Below are 21,471 nucleotides of genomic sequence, written 5' to 3' on the forward strand. Positions count from 1 at the left end.
CTGCAGGAAAGTGCTAGAGTCGTTGATTCGACCTGTACAGAAGGTTTTCACTCAATAGAGTATAAGATTACGTTTGGCGATATGCTTCGGAATACGTTCACGTTTGGCAAACGGAAAGCAGTAAGGGTTCGAATCGTGTGTATAAAACCGTCAAACCAATAAGATCATGGCGCATACAACCACCCACCACATTACGGAGTGGAACAACTATCATTTTAACGGGCCTTACCCAACAAAATGCCTGTTCAACATTGATACCGACCGAAACATTGTTTCGCTCATTGACCGGTTCAACGATAGCGCCAGTGGTATTCAGGCGTTGATCAAAGACAGCCTGGCCAACAACGAACGGTTTCGGGCGTATGGCAGCGCCTGGTCATTATCGAACGTAGCCCACCAAAGCGACCGGATGCTGTTTAATGCCAGCCTGAACATCAGACTGGAGGTAAAAGACAGTCAACTACACCCGGCCAAGTCTTATCTGTCGGAAAACCTTTTTCTGTTTCAATGCGGCAACACGATCAAAGAGATTTCTGAATTTCTCCAGAAAAAGGGTAAATCTTTGAAAACATGCGGGGCCAGCAATGGGCAAACCATAGCCGGGGCTATTTCTACGGGCGTTCACGGCTCGTCCATTGATGTAGGGTCTGTTCAGGACTGTGTTGTGGGACTCCAGCTCATCATTGGCCCCGGTGCGAATGATCTGATTTATATCGAGCGTGAAAGCCGCCCTGCTCTGGCGGATGAGTTCGCCCGACGTATAAAGTCAAGGGTTATCCGAAGCGATGCGTTATTCAATGCTGCTCTGGTGAGCTTAGGGGCATTTGGCGTCATTCACGGTGTCGTACTCGAAGCCGAGGATATTTACCTGTTGAAACGCTATGTCAAAAAGATCAGCAAAGCCGATGCGCTGCAGATTGCCGCCACGATGGATTTTACTAATGCCCGCTTCAAACTACCGGATGAAGTACTGCGGGACGGAACCGTAAATCGGCCATTCCATTATAAGCTGTACATAAATCCATATAACGCCAGCGAAGATTTCGTAACCGAAATTATCTACAAAAAGCCCTATCGAACTAACTACCCCAATCCGGTTCCGTTCGTGCAAAACGCTATCTTTAAAGACATACCCACCTGGGTATCGGCGTTTGCGGCTAAGCATAAGCGAATCATCCCCAAGATACTGGACGCGTTGAGGAGCGAAGCATTCCCGAAAGTGGATGAAGTGATAGAAGGTACTCTTGGCGAAATCTTCTGGGACACCTCACAGTCGAGCGCTGCGTTTGGCTGCGGCTTTGGCATCGACATCGCGGACTCGCCCAAAGCCCTCGACCTGTTCATTGACTTGATGAACGACAAAGGGCCAATACCGGGCATCCTGTCCATGCGGTTTGTGAAAGCGTCGGAAGCCACGCTGGGATTCACCCGGTTTCCAACCACCTGTATTCTGGAAGTAGACGGGGTGCCCTGGAAAGGCAATCAAAACATGATCTCGCTGGATGATTTTCTGACAGACGTGATCAAAACCTTCCGGGATAACGGTATAGGATTCACGCTGCACTGGGGCAAAAATGCACCCTGGTCATTCCCGAACCTGGTCGACCTGATGTACGGCAACGCCGACGACCAATGGAAGGATATGAGAAGTATATTACTCTCAAAGGAAATGGCGGATCTATTCTCCAATGATTTTTTAAATACCGTCAGACTAGCCGATTATCGCGTAAACATAGCGCCCAACTTCGTGGCCCTTCGCGATGCAATTGCCGCATCGGTTGTGTGAGTGAGGCAATTTATGGGGAGGGAGCGGTATACTTTTTTAGCGGTGTTAGGTTCTTCAACCCGACACCACACCGGCCGAATACCCTGATGACTGCTCAGGCTAGTATTTCCTTAACAACCTTACCGGCAGTATCTGTAAGACGGAAGTTTCGGCCCTGGAACGGATAGGTGAATTTCTCGTGATCGAAACCCATTAAGTGAAGAATAGTGGCTTGTAAATCGTGGACATGCACACGATCGTTTACGCCATAGTAGCCCAGCTCGTCGGTTTGCCCATGCGTGTAACCTTGCCTGGTACCGCCCCCGGCCATCCACATCGTAAATGCCTCCAGGTGGTGATCCCGGCCCATGTAAGGCATCACCAGGCCATTCCGGTTTTCCTGCATAGGGGTTCGGCCAAACTCGGCACCCCACACCACCAGCGTTTCCTCAAGCAGCCCCCGCATCTTCAGGTCTTGTAGCAAGGCCGCTATGGGCTTATCCGAGAGCCTGCATTTTTGCCGTAACCCACCTTCTACATTGTCGGCAGCCGATGTGCCGTGACCGTCCCAGCCCCAGTCGAAAAGCTGTACGAATCGAACATCCTTTTCAATCAGCTTGCGGGCCAGCAGGCAGTTCATTGCAAAGCTGCCGTCTCCGGGCTTTACGCCATACATATCCAGAATAAACGGCGGCTCTTTCGATACGTCCATCACGTCCGGAACGGACATTTGCATACGAAAAGCCATTTCATACTGACTAATCCGGGTTAGAATCTCCGGGTCCTGGGCGTCTTCGTAGGTCTGCCGGTTGATTTCGTTGATAGCCTCGATAGTCTTTTTGCGCATGTTGCGGTTCATGCCGTGAGGATCGGTTACGTAGAGCACCGGATCGCCACCGGTGCGACATTGCACACCCTGATAAACCGATGGGAGAAACCCGCTGCCATATACACTTTTTCCGGCGTCGGGCTGCCGGCCACCCGACGCCAGAACGATAAATCCGGGCAGATTCTGATTATCGGAGCCCAGACCATACACGGCCCACGCGCCCAGGCTCGGGCGGCCCAGTCGGGCGCTTCCCGTATGAAGCAGCAGCTGCGCCGGGGCATGGTTGAACTGGTCGGTGTGCATGGCTTTCAGAAAGGTAATCTCGTCGGCCATCGTTTGCAGGTACGGAAGGTAGTCCGACAACCAGGCCCCCGACTGACCGTACTGGCCAAACTTCCCCTGTGGGCCCAGCATCTTGGGAACTCCCTGAATAAAGGCAAATTGCTTCCCTTCCAGAAAAGCCGCCGGGCAGTCTTTACCGTGATATTTTTCCAGCTCGGGTTTGTAATCGAATAGTTCCAGTTGCGAAGGGGCACCTGCCATGTGGATATAAATGACCCGCTTTGCTTTCGGCGCAAAATGCGGCACATGCAAGGGAGCGTCCGAACGGGTAGCCGTTGTTTTCTCCCCGGATGGCCCGCAAGCATCCAGTAGTGAACCCAGCCCCAGCATGCCCAGCCCAAAACCGGCGGATTGCAGAAAATGGCGACGGGTATGCCGCTGTACGTCGGCATGAAGTAGTTCGTTCAGTAACTTGTTCATCGTCGATTCGTTGGTTTGGCTTGCAGAAATGGTATCTAAAATCGCAGAACTACTCTTTGGTTACCACCTTATCCAGGTTCAGCAGTACGTTGGCCGAAACGGTCAGGGCGGCCAGTTCCGGCGATTTTTCGCTTCCGTACCGCAGGATGTTAGTCACCTCGGAAGGGGAGGCTTTAAACGTGGACAAAGCGTCGGTATAGGTAGCCAGCAATACCTTCAGCTTCCTGCTCCCAATTGGCTGGAAGGTGAGCATCCGGTAACCCTCCCACAGTTGTTGAGCGGGTGTCTTTCCCCTTCGCTGCATTGTAGAAGCCAGCTTTTCGGCGGCTTCCAGGTACACCGGATCGTTGAGGGTGACCAGAGCCTGCAACGGGGTATTGGTCGCTATTCGTCTCGACTGGCAAAACTCGCGGCTGGGCGCATCGAAGGTCGTCATGGACGGGTAGGGGGCTGTGCGTTTCCAGTAGGTATAAATGGCACGTCGGTAGCGGTCTTCGCCCGTACTGGTTATCCAGCTCTCGCCACTGTAGGGCGATTGCCAGATTTTATCCGGTTGCGGAGGCATTACACTCGGGCCGTATTGTTTACGGGAGAGCAGCTCGCTACAGGCCAGGGCCTGGTCGCGCACCTGCTCCGCACTCAGCCGCACCCGAGGTCCGCGCGACAACCAGCGGTTGTACGGATCTTTTTCCGTCTTTTCGCGTGTGGTTTCCGAACGTTGCCGGTACGTGGCCGACAGCACCATTCGGCGGAGTAGTTTCTTTACCTGCCAATGGTCCTGTTCCATGAATTGCACGGCCAGCCAATCCAGCAGGGCCTGATGGGATGGTTCATTGCCCTGCGAACCAAAATCTTCCAGCGTTTCGACAATGCCCCGTCCGAAAAGCTGTTCCCAGAACCGGTTTACGATCACACGCGCGGTAAGTGCATTGTCCCGACTCACAATCCATTTGGCCAGACCAAGCCGGTTTTTTGGATAGTTGGATGGGATTGGAGCCAGTAGTTTGGGTACGTCCGGCCGAACCTCAGCCCCTTTAACCATCCAGTTGCCCCGCACGAAAACATGGGTCTTGCGGGCAAAGTCGCCTTTACCTTCCCAAATCACGGGCATGCTCTCAGCAGGTCGGGTTAGGGTTCCGGCATAGTCGGCAACTACCTTCGCATAGTTCGGCTGACCGGCACCCGGCAATGGTTTCTGAAAAGAAATCCAGTTTATTCGAACCCACTCCTCAGGCGATGCGGTACTTTTCAGCGAAAGGTAAATGTCATGTTTGCCGCGTACGGGCGTAATAGGGGCTATCAGGACCGTGTCGCGGTCCGGTACGTTGAAGGTCGTCAGCACCGGGCCGTTCAGCTTGTCGAGATACAGGGTCAGGACGGCATTTTTGGCTTTTGTCGTTAGATTCAAAACGACGCTGCCCGTTCCCGAAAGCGTAACCGGCAGAATCCGGGCATTGCCCTTGTCTTTAACGCCGTAGTAAGAGATCAGCAAGGCGGTCGATGCGTCTCCCTTGATAAACGAATGGGCGTTGATTTTGGGCTCCAGCACGCGCATGAACTGCGTTTTTTCGACCAGTTGCCCCGGATCGTACTGGCTGATCCACTGCTTGATCCGTTCGACCCGCGCGGAATCCTCCCCTTTGTAAAAGCGTAGCTTCGGCCACTCGTCCCACAGGTCTTCGTCCCGGGAGTTGTTGAAGTAGGCCATGTATTTGTAGTAATCTTCGTGCGGTATGGGGTCGTAGGGGTGGCTGTGGCACTGAACGCAGGCAAACGTAGTGCCCTGCCATACCTCCCAGGTCGTGTTTACCCGGTCGATTTGGGCGGCCACCCGAAATTCTTCGTCATTCGTGCCACCTTCGTTATTGGTCATGGTGTTGCGGTGAAAACCCGTGGCAATCAGGTTTTCTTCCGTCGGAAACCCGCCTTTATCGTTCGTCAGCAAATCGCCCGCCAGTTGCTCGATGGTAAAGCGGTCGAAGGGCTTATCCTGATTGAATGATTTTATGACGTAATCCCGGTAAGGCCACATGGTTCGGCCACCGTCGCTTTCGTACCCTTTCGTATCGGCATACCGGGCCAGATCCATCCACATCGCTGTCCAGCGCTCCCCGTAAGCGGGCGATTGCAGAAGTCGGTCAACAACCGTTTCATACGCGAGATCAGACGTATCCCGCTCAAAGTTCCGGACTTCGGCTTCGGTTGGCGGCAGGCCGGTCAGGTCCAGACTCACGCGCCGGATAAGCGTAGCTCTGGACGCTTCGGGCGAAAAGGAAAGTCCCTTTCCGGTTAGTTTTTCGACGACAAAGTGGTCAATTTCGTTTTTTACCCAGTTGAGATCACGGGTGTTCAACAGACCAAACCCATTACGGATCGACCGTAAAGAAGGAATGGTGGGTTCTTCAATGCGTTTGTAAGCCCAGTGCGTTTCCCAATTGGCTCCCTCATTGATCCATTGTTTGAGAATGTCCACCTCTTCCTCGTTCAGCGGTGTGCCCTTTTTAGGCATTTTCTCTTCCGGATCGTGGGATTGTATACGTCGGATCAGTTCACTGGCATCGGCATCTCCGCGTACCACCGGAATTTTCCCTGATTTCCCCGGCTGAACCAGTTCGTGCTCGAACAGAAAACTAACATTCCCGGCTTTTTTTACGCCCCCATGACAGCTCAGGCAATGCTTATTGAGGATTGGTTTGACATCCGTATTGTAATCAACCTGGTGACCGAACCAGGGTGGAGACCAGGTGAAGGACGTAATGACAACGGCCGCTACGCCGACACTAATCCCAATGCGTTTGTTCATGATCTCGTCGGTCAATTGGTTCCTATTCTACCGGCAATCAGCTGGGGGCTGTAGTATTCTTCTGTTGAGTATCAGTTGTAAGTAATCACGCGAAACTATAGTAACGTAATGTGTTGACTAGATCGAAATTTAGTCTGTACACAGCTTTTGTTCGGGTTAAATGGCTGGCCGACCGAAAAAAGGTTTAACCACAGAGACGGTCCGCCGTTGCGGCACAAAGCGCACAGAGGTTGATAAAGATACTCGCTTCCCCGCTCAACCTCTGTGCGCTTTGTGGCTCTGTGGTTAAAAAATGCAGTTTTGAGTTGACCTAAGTTCATCCTGTATACACCAGTATTCAGGTTCTCCCGACCTGTGTATGCCTGCTATACCCTGGGGACATGGCGCACATACGCAGGTCGGCGCAATTCGGTTAGTTATTGTAAGCCGTCGATACGGTGTTGCCCCCTTCGCCGGTCCAGTTCGTATGGAAAAATTGCCCGCGTGGTTTGTCGATCCGTTCGTACGTATGAGCGCCAAAGTAATCACGCTGGGCCTGCAGCAGATTGGCGGGTAACCATGCGCTTCGGAAGCCATCCAGATAACAGAGTGCCGATGTCAGCGAAGGAGCCGGAATGCCATTGAGCAGCGCAGCGGCACACACCCGACGCCAGCCATCCTGTGCTAATTCCACTTTCTGTTTGAAGAAATTGTCGAGCAACAGATGCGCAAGTGCCGGATTGGTATCAAAGGCCTTTTTGATATCGCCCAGAAACGCAGAACGGATAATACAGCCACCCCGCCACATCAGGGCAATACCGCCGTAATCCAGCTGCCAGCCGTATTCTTTGGCGGCTGCCATCAATAGGTTATACCCTTGTGCGTACGAAATGATCTTGGCCCCGTACAGCGCCATTTTTAAATCGTTCAGCATGGCCTGCTTATCGCCACTAAACTCAGGTTTTGGCCCACTGATTAGTTTTGAGGCCTCTACCCGCATATCTTTTTGGGCAGATAAAAAACGAGCGAATACCGATTCGCCGATCAGCGTAAGAGGAACCCCCAGTTCAAGAGCCGCCGAACCCGTCCATTTGCCCGTACCTTTCTGTCCGGCTTTATCCAGAATTTTATCGATCATTGGGCTGCCGTCCTCGTCTTTATACGCCATGATTTCGGCGGTAATCTCGATCAGATAGGAGTCCAGTTCTTCGGTATTCCATTTGGTAAAGACTTCATGCATTTCATCGGCGCTCATGCCCAGCAAATCTTTCATCACCTGATAGGCTTCGCCAATAATCTGCATGTCGCCATACTCGATGCCATTGTGAACCATTTTTACGAAGTGACCCGCCCCGTCACTGCCTACCCAATCGCAGCAGGGCACGCCGTTATCCACTTTGGCGGCAATCGACTGGAAAATATCCTTTACGAAAGGCCAGGCCTGGGCACTTCCTCCGGGCATCATAGACGGGCCGTGTAAAGCACCGATCTCCCCACCGGAAACGCCCGTTCCTACGTACAGTAAGCCTTTGCTTTCTACGTATTGGGTTCGGCGGATGGTGTCCGGGAAATAAGAGTTACCCCCATCAATGATTATATCGCCTGGCTCAAGATGCGAGATGATCTGGTCAATAAAATCATCAACGGGTTGTCCGGCTTTTACCAGCATCATCACCTTCCGCGGTCTTTCCAGCGAAGCGACCAGTTCTTCAATCGAATGGGCACCGATGAAGTTTTTACCGGCTCCCCGGCCGTTTATAAAGTTGTCGACTTTCTCAACCGTTCGGTTGTAGACAGCTACGGTATACCCCTTGCTTTCCATGTTAAGCACAAGGTTTTCCCCCATCACGGCAAGACCAATCAGGCCGATATCTGCAGTTTTTGTCATTACGTGAACTATACTTAGTAGTAGTGAATTGGTTTGATTTAAGTAAGTAGTACCTGCGGTTCCCCTACTCATTTGTAAAGGTCGTATTGTCCTTACCTTTTGGCAAGCCAAGATACGAGAATAGAGGGGTATGGAGGTTGATTGGCCTATCTCACTTTGTTCAAAGTTCGGACGGAGCCAATCTATTTGCAGGGAGTATTTGATTTTAGGATGAAACAACAAAAAAGCCCCAAATTATAAGATTGGAGGCTTTTTGCTTCCGAAGCTGAAGTTAGATTTGCATTGTATGTCCTTAGTTTATAGTTATTTGTGAGCTGAAAACCTTTTTTCTGTTCATTGTGATAATATCACTGAAAATGCCTATTCAATTATTGTAAATATATACCTTGTATATCAGTTTGTTGACATGTAATAGGAACTAACAGGTGAGTACAAACTTGCATCTTAAAAACTTATATCATACATTTTGAATATGGATAATAAATATAGACTTAGGATCAGTGATTCTTCATTTGGAGTAGGGGAAACAGGATACATTAGAAATCCACAACATAAATACTTGAGATTTAATGGAAAGCGTATAAGTGGGATAGTTACTAACATAGGATATGCTCTTATAAAGCATTATTTTAAATCTATAAATAAATCTATAAATAATTGGAGAAAAGATAATAAAGTTTATAGGATCAGCTATGAAGATGGAAATGGAAAAGAAGTGGTTAGTAATTCATTTAACTACTTAATTATTACACAAGGGTTAAGAGAGAATGGGGCGTTTGTGCCAGAAGATTATAATCTTCCACGATATGAATGTTTGTGGTTAGATGTCTCACTAAATATACGAATGGAATCTTTATTGAATGTTAGAGATAGTACTCCACAGCAACAGTATGGTGAAAATTTTCCGATTAAACCTTCATTGGATAGAGAAGGATACATAATAACATCTTTTAATCCGCAATTAATTAATAGAGTCATTTCTAAAAGAAGGTATTTAGTTAATACCTCTAATGAAATATTTGAATTTGAATGGTTATATGATTTTAAGAACTTAATTAATGATATTATTTCTCTATTAGACATTACTTTATTGCAGGTATATACTAAAGCAGAATTTGATCCATTACCGTCTTGGAAATTTAACAAAGCCAAATTAGGCGTTAAGAATGGTCGAAGATTAAATGATAAGCTTAAATGGGTGTATTCAATTACAGGGAATAGTATTAATATTGAACCGGAGATGGCAAGTTTGGAGAGCTTAAGAGAACTGCGGAACCATCTCAATCACTTTGATCCACCAACATTTGCTTTTACTGTAGAGGAAGCTTCTGAGTGGCTTAATCATGTATTAAATGTAGCTGTTATACTATTAAAAATAAGGCAAGCATTAGATGTATCTATTTCATCTTCACTTATTAGTTTGTTGTTACAGGAATATATTGAATTTGTACCTGAGGATGCTTTTAAAGATAGACAACCTTTAGATAAAAATACAAGTGGATATAAAACATCAGTTTGGCCATAAAATAACTAATAAAATACAACATTTTAAATGTACTATATTGTTTAAATTTATAAAATTTCAGCTATTTTATTGTTAATTATAGATTCTCCACTTTTGTAAGTAATCACGCAGAATTAGTTTAGATTAACTATTCTAGCGGTATGAGCCGTAAAGAGAAACATATCAACCTGCTAGAATATGAGCAAATTACCTTGCGTGAAGGGAAAAATATCGCCATAAAGCAGAGTTTAGAGAAAAATGTCGTGCCATTTTATTGAATCAGGTAGGCGTAACGATCAAACAAGTTGCTAAACATTTAGATGTAAACCATAATACAGTCGGAAATTGGATAAATAGTTGGGAAACTGTGGGCATTATTGGGCTAAATCGTAAAATAGGCCAAGGGCGTAACCCGATTTTGAGCGTCACTAATGCCAACCATACTCAGCAGTTAGACAAGGCGGTTGAAACCCATGCTCAAAATGTAAAAGCGATTCAGTCCGAATTAGTAAAAGAGTTGAATACACCCGTGAGTTCGGATACAGTTTAACGCTTTTTAAAAAAATAATTATTCATGGCGACGCATCCGGCGGTGTACGCATCAAGGCCAGAACAAAATAGTGTATACCGACAAATACGAACGCTGGAAATTACTTCTAACACTCTGGTTAATAGGCTACATAGAGCTTTATTTTGGGTATGAGTCCGGTTTTGCGATGCAGCCCTATGTACCCTATGGCTGGCAAAAAAAGGGCTAACTCAACGCCGATTTGCTCGGAGGTAGAACAATCGGTTAAATGTCTTTGGGCTCATGAGTTTATCAGGTCAGTTAACGGTTTATCACAGTGAAGCCAATTTGGACGGTGCCTTTATTAAAAATTGTTTAGATGATTCTGCTCGAAAAGTGCACCCTAAACCTTACGTAATTGTACTGGATAATGGCCCTATTCATCATGCAAAAATGGTTAAAACCGAATTTGATACTTGGGAAAGCCAAGGTCTATCCATTTTTTATTTACCTACCTAAAGTCCTCATCTGAATCCCATTGAAATTCTGTGGTGCTTCTGTAAATATAAGTGGCTTAACAAAACGCATTACATAAGCTGTTCAATCTTAAAGAAAGCTATTCTTTGTATTTTAAGGAGTATGGGTCGATATATATCATCAGCTTTACAAACCTTATTGTAAAAAATACCCAAGTTAGTTTCAAGCTTAATTCTGCCTAATTACTTGAGACCAACATTCTAATCTAGAATAATTTCCTGCTCATCTTTTGCTAGAGAGAAATTAACAAACACTGTTTGACCTCGACCATAATTTCTAACAGCTAACTGACCTCTGTCAAAAATGCTGCACTTTATGGGATATTGATTACCAATTCGTTCTATAATTAGAGCCTTAACTTGCTTCAGTAGCTCTTTATTTATGTTAACATCAACTAACTGTCTTAATTCGTTGGCAGTCTGGGTCAATAATATTCCTGGTATAGAGATACTATGCAGTTCGGTGACAACATCGAAAAAGACGCTATACCTTCCATAAATGAAAGTAATATAGGTTTGGCCTGAAGCACGGGAAACAGTTAAAGAAGTACGAGACACTGATAAATTTATTAACGTTTCCTGCGTGTAAATCAAGCCGTTTGTTTCCAAATTAATCAAATCACGGTAGCTTAATTTACTATAGTGATCCGATTTATAATCACCCACTTTACCAGGTAGAAAGGCCATATCGTTCATTGATAGGGAAGCTTTTGCCATATCATTAATAATTTCTGCTTCAACCTTTGAGACGCTTCTTAAAAACTCCAAAGTTCTCAAGGAGTATGATTCTGGCCGACTAATCTCTCCGGCTAACACTTTGCCCCATAACCTTTGTATTTCTTCATTTGAAACATCGCTTGCATAATTGATGAAGCGATTTGTCCAATCTTCATCAACTGGCTTATCCGAAATAGTATCTTCTTGTTGTTCAAGTTGTTCAAAGGCTGTCTCTATTACCTTATCAAGATTGGCGAATTTGCGCAATTGCTGATGAGCAAAGGACGCGCCAACAGCATTCATAAGGTACTTACCTTCATCAGTTGAAGTGAATTGGTCTATTGATTTTTCAATAAATTTCTTTGACAGCTCAACCTCAGCCAGTTGCTGCGCTCTTTCAACCTCTAGAGATGATTTTTTTCGGAATAAGAGTAGCGTTGCCCTTTCCCCTAAAACATTACGGACAATATCAGCTAGTTTAAGATAGCTCGCTGTTTGTTTGATTACTTCTCCTGCTTTGCTCAGGTTTTCAGGACTAAAATCAGGTAGTGAATTATCCATAGCGTGCTATACTGTTATGTTTGATCTACTCTTCAAATAGAAACAAAGTCAGCAGATCAATACGCTGACTTTGTTTCTAATCATAAGGCATAAAGGTAGTAAGGTAAGATCAACTACTAAGTGTTTGTATTTGACCATAGATATTCAAGAGTTGTTGATCCACTGTTGATAGAGAGAATACCTGGTCGATATTATTAAATCGAAAGCGGATCAACGCTGGCTTCGATTACACGCTGAACACTTTGCGGAACGTTCGAGAGCAGATCGTAGCCCGTCTTTTGCTCCAGCTCGTCGACGGTGATCCGGTAGCCTGGCCAGGCCTGGGCACCGGCCGCATTGGTATTGGGCAGCCAGACGGCAATAACCCGCGTCTGGGCGTTGATCCGGCTCAGATCGTTCGCACCCACTGGCAAGATGACAATCACTTTCCAGAGTGCAGCGGGAACGCTTAGTTTGCCACCGGCGAGACTAGTTGCTTTGCCGTTGTCTCCTTCGCCCCCTTTGCCGTAGGCACCGGCAATGATATAGAGTTCGTTTCCCTGGGTGGTCAGGCCCCGGCAGTAGTCTTCGAGCCGCAGCCAGGCCTGTCGGTTGAGGGTAGGCGCCTGGGGTACGATATTGGTTAGAATGAAAGTGGATCGGTTCTCCTCGGCCGTGCTGTCCCGGTCATCGGAGGAACAAAGCTAGCCGCGGTCAAAGCTGGTGTTGGCGTAATCGACAGATTTAGTCGTTATTGTAGATGACGAATGAATCTTTACACTGATTTAAAAAATAGAAGAAATAAGTCAATTGAAAACTGGGTAGATAATTTACTTGGAAATCGCTTTATAAGCTTGCTGAGGATGCTTAGGCATATCAGGGAAAATATATTCTAAGTCGCCAGAGTCAAGCATTGGTTTTACATATTGATTGAAGAGGTGATTTGGTGAGCGACTTAACAATTGACTTAACTCCTGCAAAGTCAAAGATTGCCAAGAGCATAAACTTTCAATAAGATTATGTATGTATACTTTTTCGTTCTTTCTTTTACCAAGATTATTTATTAATTGCTTAAGTTCCTCAGGTACTTCTTTACCATTATAATTACGCTCTAAAGCATTATCTGTGATACTTCTAGCATAATCTGTAATACTTCTAGCATCATCTGTAAGATCGCTAGTATTATCTGTAAGACTTCTAGCATCATCTGTAAGACTTCTAGCATCATCTGTAAGATCGCTAGTATTATCTGTAAGACTTCTAGCATCATCTGTAAGACTTCTAGCATCATCTGTAAGACTTCTAGCATTATCTGTAATACTTCTAGCATTATCTGTAATACTTCTAGCATTATCTGTAATACTTCTAGCATTATCTGCAAGATCGCTAGTATTATCTGTAAGACTTCTAGCATCATCTACAAGATCGCTAGTAGTATGCTTCTCTTTAACTGCGACAGAGCTTGCTTTACTATCATTTAGTAAAACGCTACTGTCATTCATCTTTTGAAGAGATTCACTTGGAATATAGTATGTAGCTGTACTTTTACCTTTTTGCTCAATAAGTTTAAATTCACGTAATTTTCGTAAATCTGAACTTGCTTTGAGCGTGTCACAACCCGCTATTTGCCTATATGTAGGATTGTTAATGGCACCAACACCTTTCAAAAATATTAAAGCTTTCTTCTGATCTAGATTCAAACCAAGTGAGTCGAATTGACTTAGCCATTCTAGCTGCTCTTCCCCTAAAAAATGGTGTAGCAAAAGCCTAGCAGTAAACTCATTAGCGCTATGATTTGATTCAAAGGTAGGAGGAGCCATCTCTCCCGCTTCCATTAATTTTCGCATAGTTCTTATTCCACTCCCCTTGGTTTCAGCAAGGTTTGTTTCATGGAAAACAGATGCGATAAAAGGATTTCGAGTCTTAGATCCAGGCTCACCTAGTTGTTCCTCTGACTTAAGTGAGAAACCAGGATTGACAATCTCTAGCCGATTGCTATATCGAATGATCTGAAGAGGCTGTTGAACTTTATAGGAACGGTGCATGAAAGCATTTACGAGGGCTTCCCTTAATACTCGAGTTGGCAGACCCGTACGTTGGGCTTGTATTTCACCTTCAGGTAACATAAAGCCTCGAGGTAGATCATCAGCTACGGTATTAATCGCTCGATAGATCATTCGTAGCATAGGACCGCGCATATCAATATTAGAAAAGCGATTGACAGGGTCAGCCACCCACTCATTACCTGGAACCCTAATGTAGTCAGTCCGTAGCATAGGCATTAATCTTCTTTGCGCAGTCGCTTTGCCAAATAGTATCAATCCGGCTACAGTAAGACAAAAAGATGATTTTTCCTGATTGGCACAGCCTAAAGAAATTAATAAACCCTTGTCATCTAAGGTTAACTCTTCGGCCGAAGAGTTAACTTCTGCTCTAAGCTTTCTATAGAGAAGTACAGATTCTAAATCAATATCATCAAAGGTAGTGCGAGAGAGTATTCCGCTATCATAAGATTCATTATGATTATAGAATAACACCATGTCGTCATCGGTACAGGATTGGTCAGTTGAACCGATTCTGCGATATGCACCTTCTGGTAGTTTTTTATGCTTGAAATAGATTGGCTTTTGAGAAAGAGCAAGCTCAGAAATATATACTTTCAGCAAGTAATACCCATGTACCTTCTCAATCTCAATATCAGGCCTTACTGGAATATTAAATTCAGAGGCACAACGAGAAGCCAAATCACGCTGAATTTTATCCGGATCAGTGAGAACTATAGGTTTGTAGGCAGGAAATAGCTCCATATCATCCTGCCGAACTCCTAGTAATATGTAGCCTCCTCCCATTCCAGGTTCATTTGAAAAGGAGCAAACGGTTTCCATTATGGAACGATCAATACTAGTGCCAGATTTAGCTTCTATGTAGTTACACTCATCAAAGCTATTTAACTGATCTAAAAGCTCTTTTGCACTATACATCAACTGGGTATTTCTTTTAGGTGTAAAGTTACTGATGGTTAAGTCATACAATATATGTAAAAGGACACAATAATCTTCTGAGTATTGTATAGCTTGTAACTGCTCCCGTGCTTAACCTGAGAAAAATAGACTTATTTAAATTCCTTTGTATGCAAATCTGTATGCAAACAAAACAGCCACTTACAGTTTTTACGCTATAAGTGGCTGACAGTCAGGCTCCCGAAGCTGGGCTCGAACCAGCGACCCTCTGATTAACAGTCAGATGCTCTAACCGACTGAGCTATTCGGGAATCGTGGTGCAAAAGTAGCCCTCAGGACGATACCACGCAAGCATACGGCTAAAAAAAATCTGACTTTTCTGGCAATCAGATGATAATCAGCATGATATTTTTTTACCGAAAGGCATCCGGCCGGTGGGTCGGGACGTTTTCGAGAATCAGTTCCTTGATCCGCCGGGCATCACCCTTCGAGAAGTTCCGGATAACGATCTCGGGACGGGCTCGCGGAATGACCCGGATAGTCGAGAAGAACAAACCGTTGTCGATCTCTACGCCCGATATGTCGGAGTAGAAGACGAAGTTGTCGGTGCCGCCAATTAGCTTGCGGGCACGGAACGTAACGCCTTTGTCGTTGAATTCAACCACGTCGGGGTTGAGGGGGTCTTTGAAACTACTGGAGCGGAATTTTTCTGACATGGGTTATTTTTAGTAGTGAGGAGTTGGGAGCGAGGAGTGAGGAGTCATCCGGCGGCATTTATGACGCGTCAGCCCTCCTAACTCCTCGCTTCTAACTCCTATCTACTTTTTAGGTACATAAATTACTTTCTTGGTTTCGAAAAAAGGTTCGTCGAAATAGTCAGAGAGGTCGTAGACGCGGTAGCGGTCCGGCACTTCGGCTAGCTCTTCGGCAAGGTCACCTCCTTTGAGGTAGAGAACACCGTTGGGTCGGTCGTTGTTGCCCGACTTGTGGATTTTGTAGCGCATCCAGCCTAAAAACGGCTTTAAGCGGGTAACGGCCCGGCTCACCACAAAATCGTAGGTCGTAGTCAACTGTTCCACCCGAATCTGTTCGGCTTTAACATTCGTGAGTCCCAGCGCCCCCGAAATCTCCTGAACAACCTTTATCTTCTTGCCAATGCTGTCGACCAGATGGAAATCGACCATCGGGAACAGAATGGCGAGGGGAATGCCCGGAAACCCACCGCCCGTACCCACATCGAGAATCTCGGTGCCAGGCTTGAACGACACAATTTTAGCAATTCCCAGCGAATGAAGGATGTGCTTTTCGTAAAGCGCATCAATGTCCTGTCGGGAGATAACGTTGATTTTGGCATTCCAGTCCCGATACAGGCCGTCCAGAGCCGCAAACTGCTCCTTCTGCGTAGCTGTCAGGTTGGGGAAGTATTTTAAAATAAGATCGATATTCATAAACGCTAGGGCAAATGCAGGATGGGTAAGGGGTAATGAAGAATGTATAATGGGTAATGTACAATGTATAAAACGTCGACTTGCTTGCTCATTATCCATTACCCGTTCTTCATTATTCATTTAAAAGTTTAGCGCCAGTAAATTGATTTTTTGCGACGGTTGAACAGGGTTTTCAGACCGGCAAGTCCATAATAAACGGCTATCAGTAAGTCCATAAACGGGATGAAGGACCAGTGAACCGTGTGGGCCAGCCGGTGACTGATTCGGCCGACAACTGCCCAGAACGCGAGTTTACGGAGAACAAAAAAGCCTGTACTACCGAGCAAAAGTAACCACTCATCACTGGAAAACGAATACCAGTGCAGCGCATGAAGGAGGACCACCAAACCCACTACCAGGGCTACCGCCCAACTTAGCACATGCGAGCCCGTGAGTAAGCCGAGCCGCACTTTGTTGCCCATTTTGTAGTACTTGCCCACGTTGAGGTGCCGTCGCTTCTGTTGCCGCCAGTCGGCCCAGGTTGTCTTGGGTTTCGACCATACGAAGGTGTCGGGTTCCAGACAAACAAACGTGTTTGAGGAGGTCGCGACTTCGTTGATGAACAGATCATCGTCGCCACCAACCACATTCATGTGCGTATAAAAGCCTTTGTTCGCAAAAAAAAGATCGGTACGGTAGGCCATGTTTCGGCCAACGCCCATGTAAGGTCGTCCCGATAGCGCCAGTGAAAAGTACTGAATAGCGGTAAACAGGGTTTCTGAACGGATCAGGAGGTTGAGCAGCCCCGGATAGTATTCGTAAGGCGAAAAACCAATGGCAATATCTTTAGAACCGAAAATCAGCGGCTCTGTCATTTGGGTCAGCCAGTTTAGCGATGCCGGGCGACAATCCGCATCCGTGAGCAGAACCGTCGGGTAGCGGGCTTTTTTGATGGCAATGGTGAGGGCGTACTTTTTGGGCGTTACATGCTGATGCTCCTTATCGATCCGGATGTAGCGAACCTTCGTCAGGTCAGAAATGTCGTTTTCCAGGTACGCGTACGTGCCATCGGTCGAGCGGTCGTCCATGACCAATACCTCGTATGTAGGGTAATCCTGGTTATTCAACAGGGGCAGCAGCTCCTGGAGGTTGGCTAACTCATTGCGGGCGCAGACAATGACCGTTACGCCCTGCTGATCGTCTGAATCAGAATAATAGTCGGCCGAATTGTACGATAAAACGGCATAGTTACGGTCTGGTTGGCGATAAAAAGCCGTTTTGGTGTAGACGAACAGGATATAGATAAGCTGAATACCGACTACAAAGAGCCAGAATAGCAGCAGGGCAGTAATCACAAAGGGAGATGTTTATTCGCTAAGGCGTTGGTTCTGAATGAAGAGCAAAGATAGGAGAAAAGGGGGAATAAAGGCGTGGTGGTGTGGTGGAGTAAGTGGAGTAGTGAAATAAGTGGAGTAGTGGAGTAAGTGGAATGATGCAGTAGTTTCACACACTCCACCCATTACACCTACTCCACTCACTCCACCCCTTTTCCCTATCTTTGTGGTATGACATTTTCGATTTCTGCCCAGGACACCCAGTCGAAGGCACGAACGGGGACGCTGACAACGGATCACGGCCCCATTCAAACACCCATCTTTATGCCGGTTGGCACGGCAGGAACGGTGAAAGCGGTTCACCAGCGCGAGCTGGAAACGGATATCAATGCCGAAATCATTCTGGGGAATACCTATCACCTGTATCTAAGGCCCGGTCTGGATGTACTCGGTCAGGCCGGTGGTTTGCATGCGTTCAATGGCTGGCGTCGGCCAATCCTGACCGATTCCGGGGGGTACCAGGTGTATTCGCTCTCGCAGACCCGGAAGATTAAGGAAGAGGGCGTTACCTTCAAATCGCACATCGACGGTTCCAAACATACGTTTACGCCCGAGGGGGTGATGGACATCCAGCGGATCATCGGTGCCGATATTATCATGGCCTTCGATGAGTGTACGCCCTACCCCTGCGATTACGGGTACGCCCGGCAGTCGATGGAGATGACCCACCGTTGGCTCGGGCGGTGCATCGACCGGTTCGATGCTACCGAAGGCCATTACGGATACCGACAAACGTTGTTCCCCATTGTGCAGGGGAGCACCTATGCTGACTTACGCCGTCAGTCGGCGGAGGTGATTGCCAGCAAAGAGCGCGAGGGAAACGCGATTGGTGGACTGGCCGTAGGCGAACCCGCCGAAGAGATGTACGCCATGATCGAACTGGTAAACGGTATCCTGCCCGTCGATAAACCGCGCTATCTGATGGGCGTGGGTACACCGGCGAATATTCTGGAAGCCATCGCGCTGGGCGTGGATATGTTCGATTGTGTGATGCCCACGCGTAACGCCCGCCACGGGCTCCTGTTCACCACAGAAGGCATTATCAACATCAAGAACGAAAAGTGGAATCGTGACTTTAGCCCCATCGATGCTGGGTTGGGCGGTTATGCCAGTACGTTTTATTCGAAAGCGTACCTGCGGCATCTGATCAAATCGGAAGAACTGCTGGGTGGTCAAATTGCCAGTCTGCACAACCTGACCTTCTACTTATGGCTCGTTCGGCAGGCACGCACGCACATAGCCGCCGGTGATTTTGTCGCCTGGAAAAACGAAATGGTGGTTCGACTCATGCAGCGACTGTAAGGGCCTGTATCTAACTAAGATAGTATGAATTGTTTAAAAAGTCTCCAGATGATTGCGTTTGGAGACTTTTTCTTTGAATTGCCGTCTCATACCTAATTCTAATTTTTACACCTGATAACCCACACGTTGTCAATCGCTTTACCGCATCTTGCAACCCGAACCAACTCCATCTGTGCCGTCTTTTTCCACCGTTCTGACCGTGCGTGCGCTCTGGCAGGAACGGCGTAAAGTGCTGCCTATCGTGGTCGGTTTCATTCTGTTGGGCATCGTCGTATCCTTGCTCATGCAACCCGAATTTCGGTCGGAGGTCCGTTTGATGCCTGAAATGAGCAGTAGCTCCAGCAATGTGCTGAAGCGGCTGGCGTCGGTGGCGGGGTTTGCGGGTGTCGATTTGTCGGATGAGGGGGTGGATGCCGTTCGGCCCGACCTGTACCCGAATGTGTTACAGAGTACGTTCTTTGTGCTGTACCTGATTCAGCAGCCGGTCACCGCGTCGGATGGGCGGGTGCAAACCATAGAGAAGTTTTTAGGGTCGTATGCAACTCCCTGGCTGGGGAGCGAGTTGATGGCGTGGAGCCATAAAGACGTCAGGCCGCTGCGCGTAGCCACCGGAACGCTGCAACTCTCCGTTCGTCAACACCGGCTGGCCGAGGAGATAGGTGAACGGGTAACGGCTAAATTCGATACCCGATCGGGCATTATCACCATCACGGCCACCATGCCCGATGCGGGGGTATCGGCAACCGTGGCGCAACTGGCCATGAACTACCTGACCCGGTACGTGAGAAACTACCGTACCGAAAAAGTACGACAGGATTTGGATTTTTACCGACAGCAACTGGACGACGCCCGTAAACGGTACCATTCGGCGCAGTGGACGTTGTTTCGCTACGATGAACAGCACAAAAATGTGGTCCTGCTTTCGACAACGATGGACCGGCAGCGGATGGAGGCCGAACTGACGATTGCGCAAACCGTTTACACACAACTGGCGGGGGAGTACGAGCAGGCGAAACTGAAAGTACAGGCCCTAACGCCCGTCTTTAAAGTACTTGAACCACCCAAAGTACCGCTCCGGCGCATAGCCCCCAAACGAACGCTGGTTGTATTGCTGTTTGCCGGGGCAGGACTGGCCCTGGGCGTTTTGTACGTGCTGGCCCGAAGCCCGGCCATGACCACGCGGCTCCGGGCGATGCTGATACCGGGAAAAGACGATTCAGAAGAATATACTCAACGAATTTAACCAACAGACAGGCTTGCTGAACGATCTCCGACAGAAAGAAAAACAACTGGCCGTTATCGGTTTAGGCTACGTGGGTCTACCGATCGCGCTGGCTTTTGCCCAACAGTTTCGGGTGGTGGGTTTCGATACCAACGCCGAACGCGTGGCGATGCTGCAGCGGCAGGAAGATCCATCGCACCAGTTGCAACCCGCCGATTTTGCCGGGGCCGATATTTGCTTCACCGCCAACCCCGATGATCTCTGCCACGCCCATTTTTTTGTGGTAGCGGTACCCACGCCCGTCGATGAGTACAAAGTGCCCGATCTGAAACCCCTGCAACGGGCGTCCGAAACCATTGGTTGTGTCCTGAAACCCGGCGATTACGTGGTGTACGAGTCTACGGTCTACCCCGGCTGCACGGAAGACGATTGTCTGCCGCTGCTGGAGCAGTATTCCGGCCTAAAGCTGGGCGATGACTTTAAGCTGGGCTACTCGCCGGAGCGCATCAATCCCGGCGACAAGGTCCGGACGCTGACCGACATCCTGAAAGTGGTGTCGGGAAACGATGCCGAAGCGGTGCAGACAATTGCCGAGGTGTACCGTAGTATCATTCGGGCGGGGGTATATGCTGCGCCATCCATCAAGGTTGCCGAAGCCGCCAAGGTCATCGAAAACGTTCAGCGAGACCTTAACATCTCATTGATGAACGAGCTGGCGGTCATTTTCGACAAGATGGGTATCGACACCCAGGAGGTGCTTAAGGCTGCGTCGACAAAATGGAATTTTCTGCCGTTTACGCCGGGGCTGGTTGGGGGGCATTGCATTGGGATTGATCCGTATTACCTCCTCTACAAATCGCGGCAGCTGGGCTACGAGCCGCAGGTGATCAACTCGGGTCGGCGCGTCAACGACAGTATGCCCGCTTTTGTAGCGACCAAGCTGGTGCAATTGCTACTCCAGCGCGAAAAGAATCCGGCACAGACCAAAGTGCTGGTCATGGGCCTGACATTCAAGGAAAATATTGCCGACATCCGAAACTCGAAAGTAGCCGATCTGGTGCGGGAGCTGATGAAATACGCCATCAATGTCCATATCGTCGATCCGTACGCATCGCCGAACGAAGTCGCGCTTGCCTATAAAATGACGTTGCTGGATACGCCGGGCCGGGCGTATGACGCCGTCATTGTGGCCGTTGGGCACGACCAGTACCGCACACTGGATGCCGCCTATTTCAAGTCGCTGATGACGGAGTTGCCGATTTTGCTGGATTTGAAGGGATTATACACCGTACGTCAGGCGGATGAGCTAGCCTACTGGCGCTTATGAACTAACCT

At 47.7% G+C, this 21,471-nt stretch carries 14 protein-coding genes, 1 tRNA gene and 2 pseudogenes; 7 read left to right on the forward strand and 10 right to left on the reverse strand.

The genetic code is table 11. The features are described 5' to 3' along the window. Positions 1-166 precede the first annotated feature (166 nt). The gene (locus CRO74_RS15135) at positions 167-1,786 is read left to right on the forward strand and encodes an FAD-binding protein (protein WP_097126865.1); all 1,620 of its coding nucleotides are present in this window, start codon (positions 167-169) and stop codon (positions 1,784-1,786) included. 94 nt (positions 1,787-1,880) lie between these two features. Here the strand turns inward: CRO74_RS15135 and CRO74_RS15140 are convergent, their stop codons facing one another. The 3 genes from CRO74_RS15140 to gnd form a co-directional block, all read right to left on the reverse strand. Then, positions 1,881-3,356 (reverse strand): DUF1501 domain-containing protein, encoded by a 1,476-nt coding sequence (locus CRO74_RS15140; RefSeq protein ID WP_097126866.1) that lies wholly within the window; start codon positions 3,354-3,356, stop codon positions 1,881-1,883. Between the two features lie 49 nt (positions 3,357-3,405). Next, positions 3,406-6,159: a DUF1553 domain-containing protein gene (locus CRO74_RS15145; protein ID WP_097126867.1), complete on the reverse strand. Its 2,754-nt coding sequence runs from the start codon at positions 6,157-6,159 to the stop codon at positions 3,406-3,408. 412 nt (positions 6,160-6,571) lie between these two features. Then, positions 6,572-8,026 (reverse strand): decarboxylating NADP(+)-dependent phosphogluconate dehydrogenase, encoded by a 1,455-nt coding sequence (gene gnd / locus CRO74_RS15150; protein ID WP_097126868.1) that lies wholly within the window; start codon positions 8,024-8,026, stop codon positions 6,572-6,574. Between the two features lie 472 nt (positions 8,027-8,498). On the opposite strand from gnd, the gene CRO74_RS15155 reads away from it, so the two are divergent. The 3 genes and pseudogenes from CRO74_RS15155 to CRO74_RS15165 form a co-directional block, all read left to right on the forward strand. Continuing rightward, on the forward strand, positions 8,499-9,551 hold the full coding sequence (locus CRO74_RS15155) for a hypothetical protein (RefSeq protein WP_097126869.1): 1,053 nt from the start codon (positions 8,499-8,501) through the stop codon (positions 9,549-9,551). A gap of 253 nt (positions 9,552-9,804) precedes the next feature. Continuing rightward, on the forward strand, positions 9,805-10,080 hold the full coding sequence (locus tag CRO74_RS15160; RefSeq protein WP_179830204.1) for a helix-turn-helix domain-containing protein: 276 nt from the start codon (positions 9,805-9,807) through the stop codon (positions 10,078-10,080). 249 nt (positions 10,081-10,329) lie between these two features. Further along, a pseudogene (locus CRO74_RS15165) lies at positions 10,330-10,557 on the forward strand (transposase); the annotation flags it as partial. Positions 10,558-10,775: 218 nt separating this feature from the next. On the opposite strand, the gene CRO74_RS15170 reads toward CRO74_RS15165, so the two are convergent. The 7 genes and pseudogenes from CRO74_RS15170 to CRO74_RS15200 form a co-directional block, all read right to left on the reverse strand. Further along, positions 10,776-11,852, reverse strand: coding sequence for a DUF2806 domain-containing protein (locus CRO74_RS15170; protein WP_097126872.1), 1,077 nt, complete (start codon positions 11,850-11,852; stop codon positions 10,776-10,778). 194 nt (positions 11,853-12,046) lie between these two features. Continuing rightward, positions 12,047-12,523, reverse strand: a pseudogene (locus CRO74_RS15175) (DNA/RNA non-specific endonuclease); the annotation flags it as partial. A gap of 138 nt (positions 12,524-12,661) precedes the next feature. Then, positions 12,662-14,863 (reverse strand): DUF8451 domain-containing protein, encoded by a 2,202-nt coding sequence (locus CRO74_RS15180; RefSeq protein ID WP_245877854.1) that lies wholly within the window; start codon positions 14,861-14,863, stop codon positions 12,662-12,664. Positions 14,864-15,028: 165 nt separating this feature from the next. Further along, a tRNA-Asn gene (locus CRO74_RS15185) sits at positions 15,029-15,102 on the reverse strand. 102 nt (positions 15,103-15,204) lie between these two features. After that, positions 15,205-15,507 (reverse strand): PH domain-containing protein, encoded by a 303-nt coding sequence (locus CRO74_RS15190; RefSeq protein WP_097126874.1) that lies wholly within the window; start codon positions 15,505-15,507, stop codon positions 15,205-15,207. A gap of 102 nt (positions 15,508-15,609) precedes the next feature. Then, a complete protein-coding gene (gene rsmG, locus CRO74_RS15195) occupies positions 15,610-16,239 on the reverse strand; it encodes a 16S rRNA (guanine(527)-N(7))-methyltransferase RsmG (protein WP_097126875.1) in 630 nt (209 codons plus the stop codon). A gap of 128 nt (positions 16,240-16,367) precedes the next feature. Next, positions 16,368-17,573, reverse strand: a complete 1,206-nt coding sequence (locus CRO74_RS15200; RefSeq protein WP_097126876.1) for a glycosyltransferase — start codon at positions 17,571-17,573, stop codon at positions 16,368-16,370. 210 nt (positions 17,574-17,783) lie between these two features. Between CRO74_RS15200 and tgt the strand changes: the two genes are divergently transcribed. From tgt to CRO74_RS15215, 3 genes are all read left to right on the forward strand, one after another. Next, positions 17,784-18,914 carry a tRNA guanosine(34) transglycosylase Tgt gene (tgt, locus tag CRO74_RS15205; RefSeq protein WP_097126877.1) on the forward strand — a complete coding sequence of 377 codons (1,131 nt, stop codon included), beginning with the start codon at positions 17,784-17,786 and terminating at the stop codon, positions 18,912-18,914. A 172-nt stretch (positions 18,915-19,086) separates the two neighbouring features. Further along, positions 19,087-20,157: a GNVR domain-containing protein gene (locus CRO74_RS15210; protein ID WP_097126878.1), complete on the forward strand. Its 1,071-nt coding sequence runs from the start codon at positions 19,087-19,089 to the stop codon at positions 20,155-20,157. A 13-nt stretch (positions 20,158-20,170) separates the two neighbouring features. Further along, positions 20,171-21,463, forward strand: a complete 1,293-nt coding sequence (locus CRO74_RS15215) for a nucleotide sugar dehydrogenase (RefSeq protein ID WP_097126879.1) — start codon at positions 20,171-20,173, stop codon at positions 21,461-21,463. Positions 21,464-21,471 lie beyond the last annotated feature (8 nt).

It is taken from the genome of Spirosoma fluviale, from assembly GCF_900230225.1.
Taxonomy (GTDB): Bacteria; Bacteroidota; Bacteroidia; order Cytophagales; family Spirosomataceae; genus Spirosoma; species Spirosoma fluviale.

Excerpts from the sequence above, each read along its gene's own strand:
- CRO74_RS15135 (WP_097126865.1), top strand. The coding sequence starts at position 167 with ATGGCGCATACAACCACCCACCACATTACGGAGTGGAACAACTATCAT.
- CRO74_RS15140 (WP_097126866.1), bottom strand. The coding sequence starts at position 3,356 with ATGAACAAGTTACTGAACGAACTACTTCATGCCGACGTACAGCGGCAT.
- CRO74_RS15145 (WP_097126867.1), bottom strand. The coding sequence starts at position 6,159 with ATGAACAAACGCATTGGGATTAGTGTCGGCGTAGCGGCCGTTGTCATT.
- gnd (WP_097126868.1), bottom strand. The coding sequence starts at position 8,026 with ATGACAAAAACTGCAGATATCGGCCTGATTGGTCTTGCCGTGATGGGG.
- CRO74_RS15155 (WP_097126869.1), top strand. The coding sequence starts at position 8,499 with ATGGATAATAAATATAGACTTAGGATCAGTGATTCTTCATTTGGAGTA.
- CRO74_RS15170 (WP_097126872.1), bottom strand. The coding sequence starts at position 11,852 with ATGGATAATTCACTACCTGATTTTAGTCCTGAAAACCTGAGCAAAGCA.
- CRO74_RS15190 (WP_097126874.1), bottom strand. The coding sequence starts at position 15,507 with ATGTCAGAAAAATTCCGCTCCAGTAGTTTCAAAGACCCCCTCAACCCC.
- rsmG (WP_097126875.1), bottom strand. The coding sequence starts at position 16,239 with ATGAATATCGATCTTATTTTAAAATACTTCCCCAACCTGACAGCTACG.
- tgt (WP_097126877.1), top strand. The coding sequence starts at position 17,784 with ATGACATTTTCGATTTCTGCCCAGGACACCCAGTCGAAGGCACGAACG.